Here is a 23,233-nt window from a genome sequence, read left to right on the forward strand (position 1 = left end):
ACCGGTCATGACAGAAGGCAGAACAATGAACACCGAGAGCGATTACAACACCGTCACGACTGACCGAGCCCACCCGCGAGTGTCCGTGAGCGGCCTGTGCTTCCCGACTCTGTCGGCGATCGACGCGATCGAGGCGATCGGCAAACTCGGCGTCTCGAAGACGTCCATGACGTCGGCAAAGATCCGGGAAAGTGGTGTTGACGCGGTTGCAACCGCAAGCCGCAAACACGGGGTCAGCATGGTCACGACCACCGCTCTCCTGCGCTTCGATCTGACGCCCGGCGCCGATATCGAGAGTCAGATCGCCGGGGCGCGCGCCGACATCGACCAGGCGGCAGCGGTCGGTGCCAGCTCCGTCTACACCCTGACCGGGCGCCGCATGTTCGCCGACTGGGATGCCAATGCCGCCGCATACGCCGAAGCCACGTCAGGCCTCGTCCAGTACGCCGCCGACAAGGGCATCGCTGTAGCCGTAGAACCGACGAACTGGCTCTACGCCGACCTCAACTTCGTACACAGCTTCCACGACGCGCTTCTGCTGGGCGCGCGCACCGGAATGGGCGTGTGCCTCGACCTCTTCCATGTCTGGACCGAGGCCGAGTTACTCGACGACATCCGCAAGAACATCGAACTCATCTCGCACGTCCAGCTCAGCAACATGAAACCTGGCATGCGGGCGCTGCCCTGCCGGGATGTCCCCGGCGCCGGTGACATCCCGATCCCGCACATCGTGAAGGAATTGCTGGACTCCGGGTACACGGGAACCTTCGATCTGGAACTGAGTGGTCCGAGTATCGACGATCGCGGACACCGAGAGGCTGCCGCAGAGTCCGTCGAGTGGCTCGGTGAACTACTGACCGAGCAGGGCGCCTAGTCAACTTCGTGGTCATCGACGCAATCCGCTGAGGGTCCGAGTCCTTCGTAACCACGACTCTCCGATCACGTTCTCGCGGCTGAATTTTCAGTTCCCGAACCGCCCCGTGGATCGTCGTCACGTTCCCTGGCTCGACGCCACGCGTGGGTCGGCACCTCCCGAAGGGGAGGCGCCGACGTTCCACGAGCCGAAAGGCCGGCACACCACCGATCGCGGGATCCTCAGACGCCGACCCGAACCGAAGAGGAAAGTGCACCGCCGAAATCATGTGTGGCGGATACCCCGTCGAGGATCTCGTGTAGCTTTGCTCGCCCCCCGGGGTTGAGTAGGAATTTACGCGCCTTCCCTTCGACGTTCGCACCGTAGTAGTGACTGTGCTCGGCGGAGAAAATCGAGAGCGGTGCGAGGGTCTCAACCATCGTCATCCACGTCTCCTGGTGAGCTGCAGTCGGTTCGAAACGGTCGAACCCGTGCTCACGCGCATAGATCAACGTCTTCATGATCCAATCGACCTGATCCTGCGAGTAGCGAGGGTAGTTGCCACCACCGGCGCCGTGCGGACCGCCGGGGAAGAAGAAGTTCGGCATGTGGTGTGCACTGAAGCCCCCGAAGTCGGACGGTCCGTCCACCCAATCCACGCTGAGGTCAAGGCCGCCACGGCCTTTCACGCCCATTCTCGTGAGGGCACCGGTTCCGAAATCGAATCCGGTCGCGTAGACGATGATGTCGTAATCGCGGTGCTGCTCGGTGGTTTCGATGCCCCTGGCATCGATGCGGACGATCGGTGTCTCACGGAGAGCGATGAGCGAGGCGCTCGGCTTGTTGAACGACTCGAAATAGTCTGCAACAAAGGGCGGACGCTTCGCACCGAAGAGCTGGTCTTTCGGAATGAGACGCTCGGCTGTTTCCGGGTCGTCCACGATCTTTCGGATCTTGTCCGCGAGAAATTCGCAGAACTCGAGATTGACCTCGCGATTCGTCGTCATGTCGTAATAGTTCGCTGTCAGCTTGGCGAAACCTGGGCTCTTCCAGATCTTCTCGTAGAAGGACTGCCTCTCCTCCGGAGAGTCGTCAGTCGAGAACTTTCCCGCCGGCTCATGCAGGAAGCCGGAAGGGCTTGTGTTCAAGACGGTGGCGATCTCGTCGAAGTTATCGCTGAGCCATTGCCACCGCTCATCCTCGATCGGCGCGTTATTCAGAGGCGTCGTCCACGTCGGCGTGCGCTGATAGAGGTCGACTGCTTCTACAACGTCGACAATCGCGGGCAGGAGCTGAGCGCCACTCGGCCCGGTGCCGATGATCGCGACGCGCTTGCCACCGAAGTCGAGCGGAGTGTGCGGCCACGCGCCGGTATGATGGGCCTCCCCTTGAAAGCTGTTCAGCCCGTCGATGTCCGGGTAGTTGGGAACCGAGAGACCGCCGGTTGCGGAGATGACCCACCGTGCGCGCAACGTGTCACCCTGCGCAGTCGTCACGACCCACACGTTGTCGGCCTCATCCCACAGCGCGGAAACGACTCGCGCTCCGGTGCGGATATGTCGGCGCAGTTCGAAGCGATCCACGACATGGTTGAGGTAGCTCTCGATCTCGGGCTGCGTCGCGAACTCTTCCGACCAACGCCACTCGTCGAAGAGTTCCTTGGAGAAGATGTAACCGTAGGTGTAGCTCTCCGAATCGAATCGCGCTGCGGGGTAACGATTCCAGTACCACACCCCGCCGACGCCGTCGCCGGCCTCCAGCGTCACGGCACTGAAACCGGCTTCGACCGCCCGATAGAGAGCGTAGATGCCGACCACTCCGGCACCGATCACCAACACGTCAACGTCGGCTTTATCGTCAGACATCATCGCCATTCGACTTACTCCCATTCGATTCCGTCCATATTTCACTTGCTATTAGATAAGCACATCTGCTCAAAAGCTCCAAGCAATTCCTCGTATGCTCACATTTAACCTGGGTTTTCGAGCTAGCATGTGATCTCATTACATGAGCGATCATGGTGAAAATTTGGTCTATTCAGTTCAAAGGAGAATGATGAACGACAGCACTGACCTTCGATTCGACGGACGAGTCGCCATCGTGACCGGCGGGGGTCGAGGACTTGGCCGAGCCCATGCACTACTTCTCGCATCACGCGGCGCAAAGGTGGTGGTCAACGACCTCGGCGGCTCGAAGGAGGGCGAAGGCAGCGATACCGGCCCCGCGAACGACGTGGTGCAGGAAATCAAAGCAGCCGGGGGCGACGCTGTCGCCGATATACACAACGTGGGAATCGAGGAAGACTGCCACTCGCTCGTCGACACCGCCGTCCGCGAGTTCGGGCGGATCGACATCGTCGTGAACAACGCGGGCATCTCCCGCTGGGCTACATTCCCGGAGGCGGACGCCGACAACCTCGAACGCACCCTCGATGTGCACTTGCGAGGTACGTGGCACACTACGCGCGCGGCGTGGCCTTACATGGAAAAGCAAGGCTACGGCCGCGTCATCACGACGACGTCGACCGGCATGCTCGGCCTACCGGACAATCTCGCCTACGCGACAGCGAAGGGCGCGCTCATCGGATTCACCCGGAGCCTTGCAGTCTCGTCAGCTCCGAAGGGCATCCTCGTCAACTGCATCGCCCCCAACGCCATTACCCGGCCCAGCATTTCGGCGAAGAAGCCCAACATCGTCACCACCACCCCGACAGATCCGGCCATCCTGCAGGCAATGGAAACCGGACTGGTTTCTCCCATGGTTGCGTTCCTCGCACACGAATCGTGCCCAGTGAACGGAGAGATTCTGGTTGCCGGCGCCAAGCGGTTCTCCCGATGGTTCCTCGGCATCACGCCGGGCTGGATCTCTGATGGCGAGCCTGCAATCGAGGATGTCGTCGATCACTGGGACGAGATCAACGATCAAGATGGATACTACGTACCTGCGAGCCTGAAAGACTGGACGTCGACGTTCATGGCACATCTAGGCAGATAACTCATCGGCCCTGCTACGGGTTCCTCAGCGCCGGTTGCCGCGAAGACCGGCGCCGAGGAACCCGTAGCAGGGAGACGACGGTGCTCACGCGTCCAATTGGACTCGAATCCCCAGGGACGCCATGTCAGTGCCCTTGGGATAGACATTTCCCAGCAGTGCCGCGCCGGCAGTCACCAACTGAGTTGGAACCTCCTGCCAGACAAGCCCTTTCCGCGAAACTGCCGGAAATGCGGCGTCGGTCGCCACCATCGCGATGAGCTCGTCGGCATCACCGCGAACATGAGTAGCGAGCACTCCACCGGCTGGGCCCACGACGAGTTCTGGGTCCACGATCAGAACGTCCAAAAGACCATGATGCGCAACAAAATGGACAGAGCCGCCAAAGGACAATCGCCAGTCGTCACCCTCTTGGACTGCCCGTCGTAGCGGAAACACGAATTGCCCGTCTTCACCCTCAGTGACTCCGCCGGCGACCGTGTACTCGCCCCGTGCGATCAGAGTGACGTACCTGACGAACGATTCCCGGATTGCCCATACGAGCCTTCCTGTCGCGGCCACGAACTGGTCCACAACCACCGCCTCCGCGGATTCCGGGACCCGGGCCGGGAGTCCACCGTCGGCGTCACTCCAGGTTTCGTTGGGAATCAGGGGAATTCGTCTGTTCAGCATGTTCTCACCCGATGAACGATCCGCCATTGACGCTGAGCGTCTGGCCTGTCACGTACGAAGCACCTTCGGAAACAAGGTATGACACGGCATTCGCGATGTCTTGACCCGTACCCTCGCGGCCGACCGGGATGTACTTTGCCATGTCCTCTGCCGAGGGAATGGTTCCTTCAGCCCGCTTCTTCTGCACGCTCGGTGTGTCGATCGACGACGGTGCCACGGTGTTGACCGTTACGCCGCTTTTCGCGAACTCGACGGCCAGCGCCTTGGTCAGCGCCATCTGACCGCCCTTCGACGCGGCGTAGTGGGCCATCCTCGGAGCACCACGCTGCGCGCTGGACGAAGAGATGAGAACCACACGGCCCCAACCTGCTTCGACGAGATCCGGGAGGCACGACTGAGCGATGTTGAATGTGCCGGTCAGGTTGACATCGAGGGTGTGGTTCCACTGTTCGAGCGTCATGTCCAAGAACGCCTGCTGTCGGGCAATCGCTGCGTTCGCAACGACGACTGCGATGGGGCCGAGATCTGCACGGGCCGCCTCGACGGCGATGTCGACCTGTTCACGATTCGCAACGTCAGCGCGGTAACCCTTGGCCTCACCGCCGTCCGCGGTAATGGCGACAGCGGCAGCCTCAGCTGCGCCGTCGACGACGTCGAGGACAGCGATCTTGAAACCGTCATCGGCCAGTCGGCGGGCGATCGCCAACCCGATACCCGCTGCTCCGCCGGATACGACTGCAACCCGACCTGAAACCGTCATCGCGTTCACACTCCCTTGTACCCGGCACTGCATGCAAACCACATCACGTTTCAATCCCTCTCGCTGACAGCCAGGTGTCTGGTGCGCGCGACCCGACGCATGGAGAGTCTGACGCGCCAACACATAGTGCGTTGAATAGAACGACCGTTCCATTGAAGACCAAGGCTTAAGGCTCGCTTGCGCTACGGTCTGTTGTCAAGCCTCTTCGGAAAAATACGAGTGAAATGGATGCGCAATGACCAAGCTGACAGATGAGGCCGAACACGAGCCAGGCAACGAAGGGCGTCGGCGGCAGCCCCTTGCGCGCGGAATCGAAATACTCACATTTATGATCGAAAGCGAACACGACTCACATGGCGTGCGAGAACTCGCCGGCCACCTCGGTGTAAGCCCGAGCACTGCACATCGACTGGTGACAGACCTCGAGAAGCTCGGCTTGATGCGACGCGCAGAGAACGGCTCCTATCGACTCGGACTGGAGTTCCTGCGGCTCGCCTGGACAACGACGAACAAGTATCCACTGCAATATCTGTCGGCCGAGACACTCAACGACCTTATGGAGCGGTCGGGAGAATCCGCGTTCTTCTCTTTGTACAGCGAACAACGCCACGAGATGATGTTTACCCTCACGGCCGATTCTTCACATCCGCTTCGCTACACACTGCCGATGCGACAGTGGCTTCCGTTGCACGCCGGCGCAAGCGGTCTCGCAATCCTGGCATTTCTTCCCGAAGGGGTCAGACACGCAATCGTCCACGGCCGACTGACAGCTGCAACGAATCGAACACTCACAGACACCGATGAATTGCTCGCACGGCTGGACACCGTCCGCCACGACGGTTACTCGATCACGCACGGGGAGCGCATCGAGGGGGCGATCGCGATTGCGGCGCCGGTATTCGGACGTTCGGAAACCGTGGTCGGCGCGGTTGGTATCACTATTCCCGAAGCACGACTCAACGCGACGAATGCATCAACACTGGTAGCGCTTGTCCGCGAAGCTGCGGGGCGGATCACCGAGCTCATCGCAGGAACGGAAGAGCGGTAACCCGCCCTCCCCCAGCTGAAGTCGTACGCTGCGGCAGTCCAACAGAAGGTTGACAGTATCCCCTGTTCGGGTCGATACTTCTGTTGCGTTGTAGCGACTACCCGTTTCGTTAAACAGAACAGGGCGCGAACGCGCAGTGCGCCCTCACCCGCTTGGGTCTCTGACAGATGGGCGGCTTCCGCGATCTGACACCACAGTAAGGACTTGAGCCATGACTGGATCCGACGCTCGGCGCCACATCCTCGTAGTCGGCGCGTCGCTTGCGGGCACTCGCACTGCACAATGCCTTCGCACAAGCGGCTACTCGGGTCCGATAACTCTGATCGGCGCCGAGCCTGATCTGCCCTACGATCGCCCAGCCCTGTCGAAAGGCTTACTCAGCTCGGAGTGGTCCGACGCTGCAGTGGAGGCGAACCGGCTCATCACCCGGCCGGAACTCGATGCCCTCGACATCGTTACGCGGCTCGGAACAGCGGCCATCGGACTCGACACCACGGCACGGATTGTCTCACTCGACGACGGCTCTACCGTCGCCTACGACGTCCTTGTGATCGCCACCGGAGCTATCGCTCGACCTTCGCCATGGCAGCCGACATCTGGAGTGTTCCAACTGCGCACTCTCGACGAATCACGGGCCATCGCTGAGCGACTCAGCCTCGGAGAGGCCGTCATTGTAGTCGGCGGAGGGTTTATAGGAACTGAAATCGCCTCTGCTGCAGTTAAACTCGGATGTCCAGTCACTATCGTCGACCCAGTTCCCGAGCCGATGGAGCGACTTGTCGGACCCGAAATCGCAAGCCTCCTCGTCGACCTTCACCACCGCAACGGTGTAGAAACCAGATTCGGGGTCGGCGTTGCCGATATCCACGGTGAGGCCGGCTCCCTCACGGTGGTCCTGGACGACGGCACCCAACTCGAGGCATCGACGGCAGTCGTGGGAATCGGCTCCCTCCCTTCGACGGACTGGCTCATCGGCTCCGGTCTCACTCTCGACAACGGCGTGCTGACCGACCGGCATCTCCGTGCGATCGGCGCAGACGACGTCTACGCGATCGGCGACGTCGCTCGCTGGCCGCATTCGGATCGAGGCGCGGACGTGAGGGCCGAGCATTGGACGAATGCCAGTGATCAGGCCAGATTCGTCGCGAACGTGATCACCGGAGGTCTGTCCGAAGGGTACGACTCCTCGGACTACGTGTGGTCTGACCAATACGACTGGAAAGTGCACTCGGTCGGCCGCCGTGATCCGGCAGGCAGCTCGACAGTCTTCGGAGATCTCGAGGCGGGCGAGAGAGTCGCAGTCGTCCACGCCGACGAGACCGGAAGAGCATGTGGCGCTGTAACAGTGAACTGGGTGCGCGCCCTCAATCAAGCACGACGGGTTATCGCCGCAGGCGGCCCGACCGAAGAAATCGTCGACAAACTGCGGCAATGGGCCTAATTCATCCCAGCTGCAGAGGCAAGGAGAAACAGCCGTCATGGTCTACGTAGTCACAGAGGCGTGTGTTGACGTCCAGGACAAGAGTTGCATGCAGGAGTGCCCGGCCGATTGCATCTTCGAGGGAGGCCGGATGACGTACATCAATCCGGACCTGTGTATCGACTGCGGTGCGTGCGTACCGTCATGCCCGGTCGACGCAATCTTCTACGAGGCTGAGATCCCTGACGATCAGGAGCATTACATCGGCGTGAACGAGCGATTCTTCGCAGAGACGACGACGCCGAAGAGCGGCCGCAAAGGCGGAAAGGTCGACTACGACGTCGACCTGATCACCGCTCTGGCTCCGAGGGGAGGCAGCTGACCGTGAGCACATTCAGAATCGCAGTCGTAGGGTCAGGGCCGTCGGGTTCGTACTGCGCACAATTGCTGTCCGAGGACTCGGATCTACCGATCGAAGTCGATGTCTTCGAACAACTTCCAGCTCCGTTCGGCCTGGTGCGTTACGGTGTCGCCCCTGACCATCCCAAGATCAAATCCATCACGATGTCGTTCTCCGAGGTATTCGAGGAAACACCGGGTGTGCGCTTGCTCGGGAACGTGCGAGTCGGTGTCGACATCACCTCCAGCGAACTTCGCAGCCACTACGACGGGGTGGTGTTCGCCTCCGGGGCCCCACTCGACCGGCGACTGGGCGTGCCTGGTGAAGACCTTTCTGGCGCCCACGCGGTTCGCGATTTCGTATCCTGGTACGGCGGTCATCCGGATACACCTTCGGACGCATTTGTACTCGACGGACACCGAGTGGTCGTGATCGGTGTGGGGAACGTGGCACTCGACGCCGCACGCATGCTCGTACGCACCACTGAGGAGCTGCGAGCCACCGATGTACCCCAGCACATCGTCGAAGCATTCGCCGCAAGCACCGTTTCCGAAGTCGTCATCGTCGGCCGACGCGGCCCCGCATACGCGAAGTTCACCAACAAGGAGTTCATCGAGCTACTGGATCTCGAGAACTGCGACGTCATCATCGACCCCGACGATCTCGAACTCGATGCTACACAACAGGAATACCTCGATTCCAACCCCGCTGCGACACGCTTGTTCGCTTCATTCCGCAAAGCGGCGGAGCGTGGTGTGCTCGGCCGAAAGTACAGGATTCGCTTCGTGTTCGATCGCACTCCCGTCGAGTTCCTCGGCGAGGACGGATCAGTGTCGGGTGTCCGACTGGCGAAGACCAGCGACCCGACAGTCACGGAGACTCTCGATACCGAACTCGTTTTCCGCTCGGTCGGATACATGGGCAAAGCAGTGCCAGGCCTTCCGTTCGACACCGAGACCGCCACCGTTCCCCATCGCGATTCACGGGTGATCGACGGCGAAGAAGAAGTTCCCGGGGTGTACATCGCAGGATGGATCAAACGGGGGCCGACGGGAGTCGTAGGGACCAACCGCCGATGCGCCTTGGACACTGTCACGTCGATCCTCGAGGACATCGGCTCGAAGTCCTCGTCGGCTTCCGCCTCGACCGTGGTGGACGAACTACTTCGCTCTCGCGGCGTCCAGGTTGTCGACTGGGCAGGCTGGCGAAGAATCGACGAGGCTGAGCGCGCGGCAGGCGAATCGACGGGACGTGAGCGCGTGAAACTGCACGATCGCAACGAAATGCTGCAATTTGCTGCCGGTGACGTGATTCGACTCGGCTGATCGTAGCCACCGACCGGCCGTTCAAGGCCGGTCGGACGTTTCACCACTCACGTTGCCCGGAAACGACTTCGGCATACATGCATGTATACGGCTGCATTCCACAACAGGTCTGCCCCTGCGGTGATTATTACCGCAGGGGCAGACCTGTTTCACCGTCTTACGTTGTAATACTCACAGCCGCCGGCACACCGACCACACCATCTGTCACGAGTGCCGCTATCTCTTCGTCGGTGAGTCCCAATTCCGTCCTGAGAATGTCGTCCGAGTCCTCACCGAGGGCAGGAGGATAGCCGGGCTCGACATCGGCGGTACCGACGAAACGGATTGGCATGGCGACGTTCTCGAACTCGACCATCTCGTTCCCCACGGTCACGAGCGAGCCGTCATCGGCTGTCCTCGCGTCCTCGAGAGCTTCGAGCACGTTCTTCACAGCTGCTACTGGAACCGACGCTGCGGTGAGGAGGCCAACCCACTCTGCGGCCGGACGCTCCGCGATCCTGGCCTCGAGAATATCCGACAGAGCTTCCCTGTTATGCAGGCGTGTGGCAGCGTCCACGAAACGCTCGTCGACAATCAACTCGTCGAGCCCGACAACGCGGCAGAGGTCTTCCCACATGCGTGGCGTGTTCGCCGTGACGACGAACTCACGGCCGTCGCCACCGCGGAAGGAACGGTAGGTTGCGATCGAATCATGCGCTGCCCCTTGAGGACCGGGCGCCACCCCGTTGAGGTTGGTGTACAGGGCTTGGTAGGACAGCATCGCCAACTGTCCGCGGAGCATCGAGACATCGACGATCCGCCCGCGGCCGGACTCGCCGCGAGCATGAAGAGCACCGAGGATGCCGATCACAGCGTAGAGTCCGGCGACCACGTCGCCGGCCGGTATCCCGAGCCGGGCCGCCGGGGAGCCCGCATGCCCATTCAGACTCATCACGCCGCTGAGCGCCTGCACGACCATGTCGTAGGCCGGTCGGTCGCGCCACGGACCTTCCTGTCCGAACCCACTGATCGACGCCCAGATCAGCGCGGGGTGTTCCTCGACAATCTGCTCGGGGACAAGTCCGAGTCTGGTGGTGACTCCTGGCCGAAAGTTCTCGATCACAACGTCAGCTCCGGCGATCAGGCCTTTGACGACGTCGCGACCACGCGGCAACTTGAGATCGACTGCAATGCTTCGCTTGTTGCGATTGTTCGCAAGGTAATACGCGCTGTCACCGTCAAGTTCCGGGCCGACGATCGACCGACTGGAATCGCCTCCGAGCGCTTCGACCTTGATCACGTCTGCACCGAGGTCTCCGAGAAGCTGTGTTGCAGACGGACCAGAGAGAAAGGTTGTCAGATCGATGACTCGGATACCCTCCAACGCGGGCCGTTCCACCGTGATCACACACCCTCGAAGATATGAATCGTGCAAGCGCCGTGGTCCAGTCCGGCCGTGCCGCCGCCAGTCACATGTGTCATCGCCCAGCGCGCGTCGTCGACCTGACGTGCGCCGGCGTTATCGGTGAGCTGCCAGAACGCCTCGGCGACCTGTGCCACGCCGCTGGCCCCGACGGGATGACCCTTCGAGAGCAGACCTCCACTGGGGTTGACCACGACGTCTCCGCCAAAGGCTGTCTTACCGTCACGGAGGAGGTCGACCGCGTGTCCGCGCTCGGCGAGGCCGAATGCCTCGTAATACACGAGTTCCGCGATGGAGAACGCGTCGTGCAACTCGATCATGTCGAGGTCCTTCGGCCCGACCCCTGCCATCTCGTACGCATCACGAGCGGAGTGCTGGCTGATCTCCGGCATCGTCATGTCGCGATACCCTTCCTTGACCTCGCCCGAATGCAGAATCGAGGCAGCGACACGCATCCCCTTCGGTGCGTTCAGGCGGTTGCGAGCGCGCTCCGATGCGAGCACGACGACTGCTGCACCGTCGCCGGTGGGGCAGCACATCATGAGAGTGAGCGGATCGGAGATCGTTCGTGCGCCGAGCACCTCGTCGACTGTCACCTCACTGCGGAACTGCGCGAATGGATTGAGAGCTCCATGCTTGCGCGCCTTCACACTGACGAGTGCGAGATCCTCGACGGTCGCCTCGGTCTCGTGGAGGTACCGCGTCGCACGCATCGCATAGACCGCCGGCATCACGATGCCTTGCTTCACCTCTCGATCCTCGGGAGACAGCGGAAGCGTCCCGCCGCCGAACTGGGTCAGTTTTTCCACTCCGACCACGACTGCGACGTCGACAAGCCCTTGTGAGATTGCCGTCCAAGCCTCGTGGATAGCCGTCGCACCGCTCGAGCAGGCGTTGTCGACATTGACTGTGGGCACTGTCCCGAGGCCGATTTCCTTACAGATCCGTTGTCCGGTCATCATGCCGCCGAAAGAGTGTCCGACGTAGACCGCGTCAACGTCCGACTTCTCTATCCCCGCTCCGCGAAGGGCGTCGACGAGCGGTGCGACGGCGAGTCCGACATACGACGATGTGCGGTGTTTGCCGAATGGGATCATGGCCGCCGAAACGACAAAGACTTCTTCAGTCATCAGATTCTCCTCCATTCACACCGGATACCGGAGCGAAGAACCAATTGGAGCCATCCACGCCGAGTTCTACCTGCAGTCCGGGTTGCAATGACATCCCGTTCTCACGAATATCGGCGAGTGTTCGAACATCACCCTCTAGGTCGACGTAGCCCAGGATGCGGACACCGTCGCCGCCGACATGCAGCCGAGTGAAGGTGTACAGCGAACCACTAGTCGGGAGTTCGATGCGACTAACCTCTGTGCTGACGCAGGCACTGCAGACCACGCGGACGCCGATCATGGCGCGCCCACAGCGATCACATTTGGTGCCGACAAGCCGCGGCCCACCAGGAAAGGACCCGAGGAGGCCGTCACTGTCCAGATCGGCAATCGGTCGAGAGACCATCGCCTCGGTCGTAGTTGTCATTGGGTATCGATTCCTTCTGCTCCAGCTGCACGAACAATGGAACGCGTCGGGCAGACGTCGATCGCCTGCTGAATGTTGTCGTGGTCGTCACCGTGATCGTCGATGACCACGGCGATGCTCATCTCGTCGAGGTCGAAGGTGGCCGGAGCATAGAACGTGCACTGCCCCGACCCCATGCACCGATCACGGTCGATGGTCAGTTCGCCCGATATCACGCGTCCGCCTGGGTGAATTCGAGATAAAGATGGGTATGCCCGCGGAACTTGTAGCTGCGGATGAGTTTCCATTCGCGTTCCCCTACTGGTCCGTGATACTGCTCGTTGATATGAATACTCTTGGTACGCTGCAGAATTCGCTGTATTGAGAAGACCGCCTCGGCGCGCGCAAGCGGCGCTCCCGGGCAGGTGTGGATACCGCGGCCGAATGCCAGATGCTGCCGCGCGTTCGCCCGCTCAACCTGGAACTCGCCGGGGTTTTCAAAGACCTTCGGGTCGCGACCGGAAGCCCCGTTGATCAACATGATTACGGTGCCAGGTGCGAGGTCGAGGCCCCCGATGCTCGTCGGCTTCTTGGTGAGGCGGAACGATCCCTTGATGGGCGCCTCGACGCGAAGGGCCTCTTCGATGAACTTCGGAATGAGCGACGAATCGGCGCGTAACCGATCCTGCAGGTCAGCGTCTTCAGCGATCCGCTGCAAGGCGATGCCAAGGAGTTGGACGGTGGTCTCCTGCCCGGCTGCAAAGAGATTGGAGGCGATCCGAGCGACCTCGATCGGCTCGGGAAGCGAACCATCCGGGAAGGTCGCAAGCGCCATTCCGGTGAGGACATCCTCTTGCGGTGTCTTCCGACGGTCCTCGATCTTGGCCACGAAGTAGTCGTACAGCGTCTCGAGGCCACCGTGGTGAACCGCTTGGAGTTCGAGGTTTCCCAATACGGGCGCCGGCACGGAGGCCAGGAGGTCGAGGAGCATCGAGTGCTCTTCCTCCGGCATACCGAGCAGGTCAGCGACCGCGAGAACTGTGTACTTCTTCGCATAATCCCAGATGAACTCACAGTTTCCTCGAGGGATGAGTTCGTCCAGGTAACGGTCGGCGGTGTCCTTGAGGAACTGCTCGTTCTCCTTGAGCCGCTTGGGCGTGATCAACCCCATCAAGATCGCACGGTGATCGGTGTGAAGTGGCGGGTCGAAAGTGACGAGTTGATCGTTCGATGAGAAGTATTCGCGGTGCTTCTCGAGGATCTCACTGATGTCGTCGCCGACGATTTCGAAGGGGAGGTCGACCACGGGACCACCGGTGCGGTTGATCGACGAGTACACGTCGGGCTGGTGGTAAACCTGCAGTGCTTCTTCGTAACCGGTCACGATCACGACGCCGTACTTCGGCTCGCGAAATACCGGATGATTCGCCAGCATGTAATCGAAGTAAGGTTCCGCCTCCGCCGCGATGTCAGCGTCCGTGAAGAAGTCTGTCTCGGTGGGGTTAATCTCGACGGCAGTCATCTGCGTCAGTTTCCTTTCTTTGCGCGACTCGTAGTGCACTGAGCAGCAGGCCGAGGCACTGCTGAGTCGGAGTAATTTGTCCGGGCCGCCGCACCGCTCGTTTAGTTTCGTCAGAGGCCACGCGCAGTACCGGGAAGATGCGATATCCCGGCATGCACGCAGCATGCCGGGATATCGCGGCTGTTCATCGGAATTGCGCGGGAGCTCCGTCTAGCAGCACTGTCTTGGACTCCAGGTACGGCAGGAGGCCCTGAAGGCCACCTTCCCGCCCGACGCCCGACTGCTTGAAGCCGCCATATCCCATCCGGGTGTCCGTCTTGAATCCGTTGTGCCCCACCGTGCCCGAGCGAAGGCGACGTGCGACCTGGTAAGCACGGTCCACATCATTCGTGAAGACAGCGGAGTTCAGTCCATATGGTGTGTCGTTCGCCAATGCGATTGCGTGCTCTTCGTTCTCGGCCGGGATCACCGACAGAACCGGCCCGAAGATCTCCTCCTGCGCGATGGTGGACCGGTTGTCGACGTTGGAGAACACCGTCGGCTCGACGAAGAAGCCGCGGTCGAGGTGCGCGGGACGGTTGCCGCCAGTCACGAGCGTCGCGCCCTCGTTCTGGGCAGTGTTGATGTAGCCCAGAACCCTCTCCTGCTGCCTGGCCAGGGCAAGCGGACCGAGCTGCGTCTGCGGGTCGAAGGGATCTCCGACCCGTACCGCTCCGAAGACCGACCCCAGGGCCTCGGCAAACTCGTCGTGGCGCGACTTCGTGACGATGACGCGTGTGAGCGACATGCAGACCTGGCCGTTCAGTGATGTCTCCTGCGCAGCGATCGCAGCAGCTGCCGTGGCGAGGTCGTAGTCGTCAAGGATGACCGCCGCCGACTTGCCGCCGAGTTCGAGGGTGTATCGAGCCAGACGCGCTCCGCAGGTTGCACCGATTTGACGCCCCACAGCACTCGAGCCGGTGAAAGCGATTTTGTCGATCCTCGGGTCGGCAACAAGCTGCTCGGAAACCTGGCGGTATCCGTTGACGATGTTCAGCACGCCCGGCGGCAGACCGATCTCCTCCGCGACCTCGGCGAGAATGTACAGCTCACCCGGCGCTTCCGGCGGAGCTTTGAGGACCATCGTGCAGCCTGCGAGAAGAGCCGGCGCGACTTTGTACGCGGCGAGAGAGAGTGGCGTGTTCCAGGGAACGATTGCGCCGACGACGCCGACCGGCTCGTTGACGACTGCACCGAACGCGGAGAACTCGGGCGTATCCTGCGTTGCCCACGGGTAGTTGGCGGCAAGGTCAGCGTAATACTCGAAGAGTGCGGGCACACGGCTGAGTGCGCCGACCGACATCCCGAAGATGACCCCGGCCTGACGCGTCCAGAATGTGCCTGCCTCTTGAGTACGGGCACGCAGACCGGCGGCCATCTTCCGAAGGTACTCAGCTCGCTCCGCGGGTTCGAGGAATGGCCATGACGAGTTGTCGAAAGCGTTGCGCGCCGCGGCAATTGCAGCGTCCATGTCTTCGGGACCGGTTTCGGCTACGCGGTAGAATGTTTCTTCCGTCGTGGCATCGACAATGTCGATGCTGGATGGATTGGCCGGAAGCTGCCATACGCCGTTGATGTACAAACGATCCGGATGCTTCAGATTGATTGCGGTGTCGCGTACGTCCAGGACAGTCACAGAAGTCTCCTTGGTTCAAGTTGGTAGATCTCGGGGCGCGAGTGCCCCTGACGCCGGTGTTCGATGAACAATCCCGGCTCGGTTACCCGAGTTCGCGTGCTCGTTTTCAGATGGAGTTACGCACTCGGCTGCTGCGAAAGGACGCCGCGAAGAGTCCACCCGAGCCGATCCGGCGCCAGCCCTGCGATCTGTAGCGCGTTCATGCCGAAGTCGACGGAGGTGTGCGTTCCCGACACGTAGCTGGCTAGGTCGCTACCGAGGAAAGCGAGCACTTTCGCCATCTCTACCGACTCTGCAAGGCGCCCGGCCGGGCCGAGGTCAGCTTCGACAGCATCCTGTCCGCCCTTCATCTCAGCGAACTCCGGGAGCATCCCCGAGATCGTCATGGCAGGGAGTACGGCGTTGATCCTGATCTTGCGCAGGCTCGCGAGCGGAGCGACCTGCTCCGCGACCCAGAAGTTGAGGAGACGCTTCGACATGATGTAGCCGAGCGATCCGGGAACACTGCCGAACTCCGCTTCGAACTTCTGAACTGTCTGTACGAGGTCGTTCCAGTTGTCGCCGCGAGTGAAAAGCTCGAGTTCCTCACGCACCGTGGGGGTTTCCCAACGGACCCCACCATTGGACGTTACGAAGACGAGAGAACCGTTCTCCGTGATGCGATCAGCAAGGTAGGTGTCGGTGACGTACTTGTTCGCGATGAAGTTGACGGTGAGCGTCTCCAAGAAGCTGTTGTGGACACCGGAAACTCCCGCGACCCCGAAAAAGGCATCGATCTGCAGTGGCACCTGTGCAAATGCTGCATCGATCGATTCCTTGTTTCCGAGGTCCGCGAGGATGGACTTCGCAACTCCGGCCACCGGGGGCTCCACTCGATCCAGTGCGTACACATTCGCACCGAGATCAACCAATATCTCGGTGAGCGCCTTACCCATACCCGACGCGGCACCGGTGACGACGGCAGTCTTTCCGGCATATCCGAAGTAATCGTTCACTTAACTGCTCCTTGCTGTGTTTCGGACGGGACATGCAGGAGGCCTCGACCCCTGGCACCGCCGTCCGTTGGATTTCGGATTCACTGTGCTGGCGGAGCTCTGTGAGCCATGTCGCCACCCTCTGCAACGAAAGGCGTTGACGGAACTGATACCGCAGATCCGACATAGTTGAATGTCCCTACCGTGGCAAGAATCCCTGAAAAAGATTTCTGGACAACGGAATACAAGTCGACTGCGCTACTAGCCAGGCTGGGCGCTGCAGAGCGCTCCATCATGAACGCAAACGAGCCGACTGCCAACATCAATATGGCAATCCCCAAGCCGAATGGACGCTGAGAATCCATTTCGGTCGGCACGAGTGTTGTCATGTCTTGTCACTCTCACATCGAGGTCTGCGGCGAAGGAACATGCGTGTGGGAGTTGCCGGGGTCTCAGCGAAACAGCTCGCTTCGACCGGGTGCACTCCGTTTCGGTATACACAGAGACTGGGCTGTGGCAGAGTCGCCGCCCGTAAACCCCGTTCTCTTTAACGGAACACCTGATCCGTACAACAGTAACAGTGTGCTGTACGACACCATTGGTGTCAATCATCGCCTCGGTAACAAACCCAGATGTACCGCTGCGCGATCATTCGCAGCGAACAATGCCAATTGACCGATGCACGATCCCCGAGAGGTAACACCTACAGGCGATTCGCCGACATCCTTATCTGACATTGCAGCGCACGCCGCTCACGCCCACAATGGAGATAACTTGGGAGCCAGTAGTTTACAGCCCGAGCAAGACAGCTCCCGCGCCCCGCGACACGCAACTCGACCCGACAAACGGATGTGCGCACCTCGTCCGTGCACCACACCGCTCGCGATACGACCGCACCAGAAGGTCAGCGCTACAACATCACTCCCGCCCCGACGCAAGCAGCGCACTCACTGCACCCGGCAGACCTGATCGTCTGCACTGGCCACCGCATGACGTCCGCTGGCGTTTTCGAATGAAACTACGAAAGTGCAACGCGGCCAATTCAGATGAGTTGCCTCGCGGTCTAGACGCACAGCACTAAACGTGACTAAACTCTCGAAAATAAGCACTCCACCTCAAAAGTAGGAGGCGCTCATTCACGCCCCGAGCTGTTCGCTGATCAAGGGAGATCTCATGGCTACCACAGCCTTCTCGACGCAACGCATGGATCCGTACAGTCCCCCGCCAGAGCACCTGAGACTGCAGGAAGTCGAGCCCGTCAGCCAAGTTGGCTGGCAGAATGACGGCAAGATCTGGGCCATTACGAAACATGCAGACGTTCGTGCAGTTCTGAGCGACAGCCGGTTCAGTTCGGATCGGACATTGCCCGGCCACCCAACCAATCTCGGATACGCTCCGGGAAACAAACTCAAGCAGTTGATCGAGATGGATCCCCCGGAGCACACGGAGGCTCGAGGCCGGGTGATGGGCGAGTTCACATTGAAGAAGATCAGCGCCATGCGTCCGCGCATCACCGAAATCGTTGACGAAGCCCTCGACGCGATGCTACTCGGGAAGTCCGAGGCTGATCTCGTGGAAGCACTCGCGCTCCCGGTACCGTCTGTCGTGATCGCCGAACTGCTCGGTGCACCGTACGAGGACCACGACTTCTTCCAGAAAAACAGCTCTGCTTTCGCCGATCCTCATGCATCCTCCGAAGTGCGCATGGAAGCGATGGGTCGACTCAAGGGATATATTGCCGACCTCGTGAACTCCCGTGTGAAAAATCCGGGCGACGACATCCTGAGTCGACAACTTGCGGCCGGAGCGAACCCGGAGGACCTGACCGGTCTCGGAGTCCTCCTGCTCATCGCCGGACATGAGACGACCGCCAACATGATCTCCCTCAGTATCGCAACGCTGCTGGACAAGCCCGAACTACTTCAACAACTACGCGATAATCCCGAGCTCATCCCGGGCGCGGTGGAAGAGTTGCTGCGCTACTTCACGATCGCCGAGATCGGCGGTCTCCGTCTGTCGACCGACGACATCGAGATCGGCGGTACGTTGATCCGGTCCGGCGAAGCAGTGTTCGCGGTATGCAATACCGCCAATCGCGACCCGGAGGTGTTTCCCGAGCCGAACAAGATCGACTTCACCCGAGGCGCGCGTAATCACGTCGCCTTCGGTTTCGGTCCCCATCAGTGTCTTGGACAGAATCTCGCTCGATTGGAGCTCGAAGTCGTTCTCTCCGCAGTCATCCGTCGGATTCCGACGCTGCGTCTCGCCATTCCGTTCGGGGAAATTCCGTTCAAGGAATACGGTCCCACTTTTGGAATCTTCACGCTCCCGGTTGCGTGGTGACGATGCTGATTGTTGCCAACCAAAGCTCGTGCATAGGGTCTGGGCAGTGTGTCTTCACCGATCCCGACGCGTTCGACCAGGACGACAACGGGGTGGTGGTCGTTCTTCGTTCCGAGCCGGCGGCTGAGGACGAGGTGGCGCTGGCCAAGCAAGCTGTTGACGTCTGTCCGAGTCGCGCGCTCTCGCTTGTGGCAAGAAAGACTCCTGTGTGAGCCAGGGGGCACACAGGCATCTGGTACCCGCACTCTGCGACCCGCTGCGCCTCGGAGTGGGCTAGTTCAGCACTGAAGAGTCTTTCAATGCAAGGGATCTGCGGTTTCCCCTCGTCAGACACGAGGGGAAACCGCAGATTCAGCCGAGGCCGCAAGCTCAATCGAACAGGCTGATGATCGAATCGCGATCACGATTGCGATACACGACTTCCGCAGCACGGTAGAGGTGTGCTCGCCAGTGCTTTTCCGCCGCAGCAGCGTTTCCTGCTTCGACCAATCGAACTAGTTTCGCGTAGTCTGCGATGACGCCGGGAATGTACGACGTATCGGCAACCGCATCGGGTTCTGCGCGGCGTTGAATACTCACAACGCGATGAGCGCCGAGTACGTCCGCCAGCGACTTGGATTGCGCCTCGAGCGTCTTGTTCCGACAATGCAGCGCAATGAGGTTATGGAAATCTCCGGTGAGCGATACCCAGCGTGCAAAGTCCGCTGCAGTGTCGACGCCTTCCTTCCACACCCGATGCTGCTCGTCGATACAGGCCGTCAACTCTTCCAACCCCTCGCTGGTGCAGCGCTCTGCCAGCAATCGCACGCAGATGGCTCCGAACTCCGCACGCGCTTCGAGCAGATCCGCAAGAGTGGCACCACGCGTCTGCAAGTACAGTCCGATATGCCTGGACGCAACACTAAGGTCAGGCAAGCGCACCTGTGGTCCGCCTCGAGCTCCGGTCAGTACAGTGATCAAGCCCTCGCTTTCGAGAATTCGGAAGGCTTCACGGAGCGTCGGCCGTGAGACGCCCAAATCCTCGACCATTCGTTTCTCTGGGGGGAGCATGCCGCCAGGGGGAATCTCACCTCGAACGATCTGGCCGCGCAGGCGATCAGCAATGCGCTCGGAAGCCTTGGGTACACGCACGTTCGACTGGGCGACCCCTCCCCCAAATTGAGCGTGCACGCCTTCACCGATCCTCTCCCCGTCACTGACATGCCAACTCTAGCTCGTCTGGCTGGCATTACCTGCTGTCCGTACCAGTGCATCATCGATCCCCATCGACGCGTTGCTGCCAAAGGGTCTTCACACTCGAAATCCAAGGCCGGACAACTACGCCGCCTGCCGAACACAGACGGGGCCCTACTAGCCGATCATCATCAATCCACCGTCAACCGCGAGTAGTTGACCCGTGATGAATTTCGCCGCGTCACTCGACAGGAATGCCAACACCGGCCCCAGATCCGACACCGGATTGCCCAACTTGCCCCCAAGGGGGATTACCATCTTCAATTGCTGCTCGTACTGCTTGATCGCCTCTGGGCTCATGGTGCCGAGCCTGCGGTCGGCACCCGGCGTCTGGACGGCCGGCGCGAGCGCATTGACTGTCACGCCATCCACACCCCACATTTTGGCCACCGACCGCGTCCACGAATGCACCGCAGCCTTCGCTGCCGCATAGGTCGCCGAGACCGGGCTTCCCGAAACTCCTTCACTGGAGCCGAAGTTGATGATCTGGCCGCCAGATTCCTTCATCACTTCGTACGCAGCCTGATTTGCGAAGACCGTTGAACTGAAATTGACATCGATCATGGCTCGGATATTCTCTGCGTCGATGTGTCCCGGCGCGCCCAGCTGCCAACTGCCTGCCGCATGAATCAGAACGTCGAGACCGCCCAACGCTGCGACTGCTTCTGCCACGGCCCGCTGCACCGACGACTGATCAGTCACGTCGCACCGAACCCAGGTTGCCGCCAACTCGGTATCGGGTTCGGTGTTGTGGAAGGTGCCCACAACCCGAGCCCCGGATGCAGCGAGCACTTGCACTGCGGCCGCTCCGATCCCGGTGGCGGCCCCGGTAATCAATACACGCCTGTTTTCGAGAGACAGGTCCACTTCGTTCTCCTCCACGCTGCCGTAATTCTGACGCCACCCGCCATGGTTCAAGTAAAATTGAGCTTTACTGAATAATTCAGGCAGGGGCGCCGGAGGACGTGCTGACCAACAAAGCCCCGGCGTCGACCTTGAGCTGCTGACCGGTCACGTACCGCGCTGCATCCGAAGCCAGGTAATACACAGCCTCACTGATGTCACGCGGATCGATCGTGACAACCGGAAGTTGGTGTGCGATACCGAATGCGGGCTCGGCGTCCTCGCGAGTCGGGTTGGGTAGATCCGGACGGAACACCTTGTACATAGCGTCGTTCTGAAGCATGGGAGTGTCGATGTTTCCGGGATGCACTGCGTTGACCCGGATCGACAGCGGGGCGAACTGCAAGGCTGCGTCGTGGACGAATCGCGCCACACCCCGCTTCGCGTACGCGTAACCCGCCGCACCGGGACCGGCTTCACGGCTGGTCATCGTCTGACCCATCATTGCGGCCATCGACCCGGTACAGATGATCGATGCGCCCGCACGTAGATAGGGGAACGCGGCTTCGACGGTATTGACAACACCGACCAGATCCACCGATACCGTGTCGAGGAACGCCGACGCCGCTACGTCCGGTCCGAGCGGACAGATGCCGGCGTTCGCTACAACCACATCGATACGTCCGAACTCGTCGTAGCCGGCCTGGGCCGCGGCGATGAGCGCGGAGCGGTCGCGCACATCTGCGATGCGCGGCAGAACGCGGCGACCGAGAGCGGTTATCAGCCGAACCGTCTCGTCCAAATCAGACTCAGTCGCCATGGTGTGAGTCGCGGATTCGATCTGTGCGCAGATGTCGATCGCAATGATATCGGCGCCTTCTTCGGCCAATTTGACCGCATGACTACGGCCTTGGCCCTGACCTGCACCTGTAACGAAAGCTACTCGACCCGACAAACTTCCGGCCATTTTCGACTCCTTTTCCATGTATCCGTTCAAGCTGATTTCGAGATCTCACATATTGCAGTCGGCGCTATCCTCACCAGCGCTTAGTTGTTCTCAGGACCGCGACTTCTCGAGTCCGTCGGTCTGAACGCGGTCGTCGAGGTCCATCGGTCCGCGTTCGGCTGCCGCTAGAAGATCCTCGATATCGATCCCCAGATCTGCGGTGACAGTCCGAACGGAGGCAAGATCCTTTCGTAGATACCGTGGCAGTTGGGCGCTGTAGGTCTGAGCGTCCTGACCGGACGCGGCAACATAACGCGCCGCAGTGCTGCCTCCGCTACTCACAGCAAGTACGTCCAGAAGTTTGCGCTCGTCCAACCCGAGAGCTCGTCCTGCAGCGAGGGCCGAAAGGGTGAGTTGAGAACACGCCGCGAACAGAGCATTATTCAGTAACTTTGCTGTCAGTGCTGTACCCAATGGACCCGTGCGATGAATATTGGAGGCATACGACGCAACAACGCCGGCTGCAACATCGACAGCATCATCGTCGCCCGCAAGCAGCACTGTCAGCTCCCCACGGCGAATATCCTCGGGCTTCCCACTGAAGGGTGCCTCCACCACCGATACCCCACCGTTGCGTCCGATGTCGCGGAGCCGCTGGATCATCAACGGACTTCCAGTTGTGTGTGAGATGAACAGGGATCCGGGACTCATCTTCTCGATGATCGGCGTGCACTCCTGGAGAACTTGCGCATCGGTGAACAGGCAGGTGATCACCACCGGCGCGGCCGCGAGCTCCTCCTGATGAGCCGCAATAGTTGCGCCGCGTTCAGCCAACCGATTCCGAACTTCCTCACGTCGGGCATACACCGTCGTGCGCCGGCCCGTGGCGAGGAACTTCTCGACCATCGGTTCCCCGATATGGCCGGCACCGATGAATCCGATATCAGACAGCGTCATTCATTTGCTCCATTGTTCGAGGTCAGTCCGTGCCGCGCGTGTGAGCGACGCCGAGTCGGCGCAGATGGGCGAAAATCATTGCAGTGGTCGCACGGCAGACACGCACGTAGAAATGCTGGCGAACGGCAGTCATCCGGCATTCCTGATTGATCGAAATCCGGGAGGCCGTGAACTTGTACTAAGTAAACTAGTTCTACCATGTGTCGTTCATCACGGCAAAGGATCTAGAGAATCGCCGACTCATGGCGATGTCGGGTGGCCGAAACTGCAAGATAAGGTAATTAACTGCCACCGATCCGCAGAATGGAATACAGGCGTGACGTGGGCAACAGTGCATGCTACCGTCCACATAGA

The 23,233-nt window shown here is 60.6% G+C and carries 23 protein-coding genes; 9 read left to right on the forward strand and 14 right to left on the reverse strand.

Going from position 1 to position 23,233, the window contains the following annotated elements:
- The first annotated feature begins 25 nt into the window (after window positions 1-25).
- A complete protein-coding gene (locus ACFRFQ_RS30120) occupies window positions 26-874 on the forward strand; it encodes a sugar phosphate isomerase/epimerase family protein (protein ID WP_378665245.1) in 849 nt (282 codons plus the stop codon).
- 221 nt (window positions 875-1,095) lie between these two features.
- Here the strand turns inward: ACFRFQ_RS30120 and ACFRFQ_RS30125 are convergent, their stop codons facing one another.
- A complete protein-coding gene (locus ACFRFQ_RS30125; protein WP_378665246.1) occupies window positions 1,096-2,718 on the reverse strand; it encodes a flavin-containing monooxygenase in 1,623 nt (540 codons plus the stop codon).
- A 190-nt stretch (window positions 2,719-2,908) separates the two neighbouring features.
- On the opposite strand from ACFRFQ_RS30125, the gene ACFRFQ_RS30130 reads away from it, so the two are divergent.
- Window positions 2,909-3,847 carry an SDR family NAD(P)-dependent oxidoreductase gene (locus ACFRFQ_RS30130; protein WP_378665247.1) on the forward strand — a complete coding sequence of 313 codons (939 nt, stop codon included), beginning with the start codon at window positions 2,909-2,911 and terminating at the stop codon, window positions 3,845-3,847.
- An 84-nt stretch (window positions 3,848-3,931) separates the two neighbouring features.
- Here ACFRFQ_RS30130 and ACFRFQ_RS30135 read toward each other — a convergent pair whose 3' ends face one another.
- On the reverse strand, window positions 3,932-4,516 hold the full coding sequence (locus tag ACFRFQ_RS30135) for an HtaA domain-containing protein (protein ID WP_378665248.1): 585 nt from the start codon (window positions 4,514-4,516) through the stop codon (window positions 3,932-3,934).
- A 4-nt stretch (window positions 4,517-4,520) separates the two neighbouring features.
- The gene (locus tag ACFRFQ_RS30140; protein ID WP_378665249.1) at window positions 4,521-5,276 is read right to left on the reverse strand and encodes an SDR family oxidoreductase; all 756 of its coding nucleotides are present in this window, start codon (window positions 5,274-5,276) and stop codon (window positions 4,521-4,523) included.
- Between the two features lie 235 nt (window positions 5,277-5,511).
- On the opposite strand from ACFRFQ_RS30140, the gene ACFRFQ_RS30145 reads away from it, so the two are divergent.
- The 4 genes from ACFRFQ_RS30145 (at window position 5,512) to ACFRFQ_RS30160 (ending at window position 9,469) form a co-directional block, all read left to right on the forward strand.
- Window positions 5,512-6,324: an IclR family transcriptional regulator gene (locus ACFRFQ_RS30145; protein WP_378665250.1), complete on the forward strand. Its 813-nt coding sequence runs from the start codon at window positions 5,512-5,514 to the stop codon at window positions 6,322-6,324.
- 211 nt (window positions 6,325-6,535) lie between these two features.
- Window positions 6,536-7,765, forward strand: a complete 1,230-nt coding sequence (locus ACFRFQ_RS30150) for an NAD(P)/FAD-dependent oxidoreductase (protein WP_378665251.1) — start codon at window positions 6,536-6,538, stop codon at window positions 7,763-7,765.
- Window positions 7,766-7,802: 37 nt separating this feature from the next.
- Window positions 7,803-8,126: a ferredoxin gene (fdxA, locus tag ACFRFQ_RS30155; protein ID WP_378665252.1), complete on the forward strand. Its 324-nt coding sequence runs from the start codon at window positions 7,803-7,805 to the stop codon at window positions 8,124-8,126.
- A 2-nt stretch (window positions 8,127-8,128) separates the two neighbouring features.
- Window positions 8,129-9,469: an FAD-dependent oxidoreductase gene (locus ACFRFQ_RS30160; RefSeq protein ID WP_378665253.1), complete on the forward strand. Its 1,341-nt coding sequence runs from the start codon at window positions 8,129-8,131 to the stop codon at window positions 9,467-9,469.
- 157 nt (window positions 9,470-9,626) lie between these two features.
- Here ACFRFQ_RS30160 and ACFRFQ_RS30165 read toward each other — a convergent pair whose 3' ends face one another.
- The 7 genes from ACFRFQ_RS30165 to ACFRFQ_RS30195 form a co-directional block, all read right to left on the reverse strand.
- The gene (locus ACFRFQ_RS30165; protein ID WP_378665254.1) at window positions 9,627-10,847 is read right to left on the reverse strand and encodes a CaiB/BaiF CoA transferase family protein; all 1,221 of its coding nucleotides are present in this window, start codon (window positions 10,845-10,847) and stop codon (window positions 9,627-9,629) included.
- A gap of 5 nt (window positions 10,848-10,852) precedes the next feature.
- Window positions 10,853-12,001, reverse strand: a complete 1,149-nt coding sequence (locus ACFRFQ_RS30170) for a thiolase family protein (RefSeq protein WP_378665255.1) — start codon at window positions 11,999-12,001, stop codon at window positions 10,853-10,855.
- Window positions 11,994-12,407: a Zn-ribbon domain-containing OB-fold protein gene (locus ACFRFQ_RS30175; protein WP_378665256.1), complete on the reverse strand. Its 414-nt coding sequence runs from the start codon at window positions 12,405-12,407 to the stop codon at window positions 11,994-11,996. The genes ACFRFQ_RS30170 and ACFRFQ_RS30175 overlap by 8 nt, the downstream gene beginning before the upstream one ends.
- Entirely contained in the window at window positions 12,404-12,622 is a 219-nt protein-coding gene (locus ACFRFQ_RS30180) for a ferredoxin (protein ID WP_378665257.1), read from the reverse strand. Before ACFRFQ_RS30180 ends, ACFRFQ_RS30175 begins: the two co-directional genes overlap by 4 nt.
- Window positions 12,619-13,908 carry a cytochrome P450 gene (locus tag ACFRFQ_RS30185; RefSeq protein WP_378665258.1) on the reverse strand — a complete coding sequence of 430 codons (1,290 nt, stop codon included), beginning with the start codon at window positions 13,906-13,908 and terminating at the stop codon, window positions 12,619-12,621. Before ACFRFQ_RS30185 ends, ACFRFQ_RS30180 begins: the two co-directional genes overlap by 4 nt.
- 184 nt (window positions 13,909-14,092) lie before the next feature.
- Entirely contained in the window at window positions 14,093-15,583 is a 1,491-nt protein-coding gene (locus tag ACFRFQ_RS30190) for an aldehyde dehydrogenase (RefSeq protein ID WP_378665259.1), read from the reverse strand.
- Between the two features lie 116 nt (window positions 15,584-15,699).
- Entirely contained in the window at window positions 15,700-16,578 is an 879-nt protein-coding gene (locus ACFRFQ_RS30195) for an SDR family oxidoreductase (protein ID WP_378665260.1), read from the reverse strand.
- Between the two features lie 183 nt (window positions 16,579-16,761).
- On the opposite strand from ACFRFQ_RS30195, the gene ACFRFQ_RS30200 reads away from it, so the two are divergent.
- From ACFRFQ_RS30200 to ACFRFQ_RS30210, 3 genes are all read left to right on the forward strand, one after another.
- Entirely contained in the window at window positions 16,762-16,914 is a 153-nt protein-coding gene (locus tag ACFRFQ_RS30200; protein ID WP_378665261.1) for a hypothetical protein, read from the forward strand.
- A gap of 816 nt (window positions 16,915-17,730) precedes the next feature.
- Window positions 17,731-18,900, forward strand: a complete 1,170-nt coding sequence (locus ACFRFQ_RS30205; RefSeq protein ID WP_378665262.1) for a cytochrome P450 — start codon at window positions 17,731-17,733, stop codon at window positions 18,898-18,900.
- 2 nt (window positions 18,901-18,902) lie between these two features.
- The gene (locus tag ACFRFQ_RS30210) at window positions 18,903-19,112 is read left to right on the forward strand and encodes a ferredoxin (protein WP_378665263.1); all 210 of its coding nucleotides are present in this window, start codon (window positions 18,903-18,905) and stop codon (window positions 19,110-19,112) included.
- 157 nt (window positions 19,113-19,269) lie between these two features.
- Here ACFRFQ_RS30210 and ACFRFQ_RS30215 read toward each other — a convergent pair whose 3' ends face one another.
- From ACFRFQ_RS30215 to ACFRFQ_RS30230, 4 genes are all read right to left on the reverse strand, one after another.
- Window positions 19,270-20,070, reverse strand: a complete 801-nt coding sequence (locus ACFRFQ_RS30215; RefSeq protein WP_378665264.1) for a FadR/GntR family transcriptional regulator — start codon at window positions 20,068-20,070, stop codon at window positions 19,270-19,272.
- Window positions 20,071-20,250: 180 nt separating this feature from the next.
- On the reverse strand, window positions 20,251-21,000 hold the full coding sequence (locus tag ACFRFQ_RS30220; protein WP_378665265.1) for an SDR family NAD(P)-dependent oxidoreductase: 750 nt from the start codon (window positions 20,998-21,000) through the stop codon (window positions 20,251-20,253).
- 76 nt (window positions 21,001-21,076) lie between these two features.
- Window positions 21,077-21,943 (reverse strand): mycofactocin-coupled SDR family oxidoreductase, encoded by an 867-nt coding sequence (locus tag ACFRFQ_RS30225; RefSeq protein ID WP_378665266.1) that lies wholly within the window; start codon window positions 21,941-21,943, stop codon window positions 21,077-21,079.
- A gap of 90 nt (window positions 21,944-22,033) precedes the next feature.
- Window positions 22,034-22,879 carry an NAD(P)-dependent oxidoreductase gene (locus ACFRFQ_RS30230; RefSeq protein WP_378665267.1) on the reverse strand — a complete coding sequence of 282 codons (846 nt, stop codon included), beginning with the start codon at window positions 22,877-22,879 and terminating at the stop codon, window positions 22,034-22,036.
- Between the last annotated feature and the right edge of the window lie 354 nt (window positions 22,880-23,233).

The organism is Rhodococcus sp. NPDC056743 (assembly GCF_042790355.1).
In the GTDB taxonomy this organism is placed as follows: domain Bacteria; phylum Actinomycetota; class Actinomycetes; order Mycobacteriales; family Mycobacteriaceae; genus Rhodococcus_F.

Excerpts from the sequence above, each read along its gene's own strand:
- ACFRFQ_RS30230 (WP_378665267.1), bottom strand. The coding sequence starts at position 22,879 with ATGACGCTGTCTGATATCGGATTCATCGGTGCCGGCCATATCGGGGAA.
- ACFRFQ_RS30140 (WP_378665249.1), bottom strand. The coding sequence starts at position 5,276 with ATGACGGTTTCAGGTCGGGTTGCAGTCGTATCCGGCGGAGCAGCGGGT.
- ACFRFQ_RS30120 (WP_378665245.1), top strand. The coding sequence starts at position 26 with ATGAACACCGAGAGCGATTACAACACCGTCACGACTGACCGAGCCCAC.
- ACFRFQ_RS30150 (WP_378665251.1), top strand. The coding sequence starts at position 6,536 with ATGACTGGATCCGACGCTCGGCGCCACATCCTCGTAGTCGGCGCGTCG.
- ACFRFQ_RS30225 (WP_378665266.1), bottom strand. The coding sequence starts at position 21,943 with ATGGCCGGAAGTTTGTCGGGTCGAGTAGCTTTCGTTACAGGTGCAGGT.
- ACFRFQ_RS30205 (WP_378665262.1), top strand. The coding sequence starts at position 17,731 with ATGGCTACCACAGCCTTCTCGACGCAACGCATGGATCCGTACAGTCCC.
- ACFRFQ_RS30125 (WP_378665246.1), bottom strand. The coding sequence starts at position 2,718 with ATGTCTGACGATAAAGCCGACGTTGACGTGTTGGTGATCGGTGCCGGA.
- ACFRFQ_RS30145 (WP_378665250.1), top strand. The coding sequence starts at position 5,512 with ATGACCAAGCTGACAGATGAGGCCGAACACGAGCCAGGCAACGAAGGG.
- ACFRFQ_RS30175 (WP_378665256.1), bottom strand. The coding sequence starts at position 12,407 with ATGACAACTACGACCGAGGCGATGGTCTCTCGACCGATTGCCGATCTG.
- ACFRFQ_RS30185 (WP_378665258.1), bottom strand. The coding sequence starts at position 13,908 with ATGACTGCCGTCGAGATTAACCCCACCGAGACAGACTTCTTCACGGAC.
- ACFRFQ_RS30135 (WP_378665248.1), bottom strand. The coding sequence starts at position 4,516 with ATGCTGAACAGACGAATTCCCCTGATTCCCAACGAAACCTGGAGTGAC.
- ACFRFQ_RS30170 (WP_378665255.1), bottom strand. The coding sequence starts at position 12,001 with ATGACTGAAGAAGTCTTTGTCGTTTCGGCGGCCATGATCCCATTCGGC.
- ACFRFQ_RS30130 (WP_378665247.1), top strand. The coding sequence starts at position 2,909 with ATGAACGACAGCACTGACCTTCGATTCGACGGACGAGTCGCCATCGTG.
- fdxA (WP_378665252.1), top strand. The coding sequence starts at position 7,803 with ATGGTCTACGTAGTCACAGAGGCGTGTGTTGACGTCCAGGACAAGAGT.
- ACFRFQ_RS30210 (WP_378665263.1), top strand. The coding sequence starts at position 18,903 with ATGCTGATTGTTGCCAACCAAAGCTCGTGCATAGGGTCTGGGCAGTGT.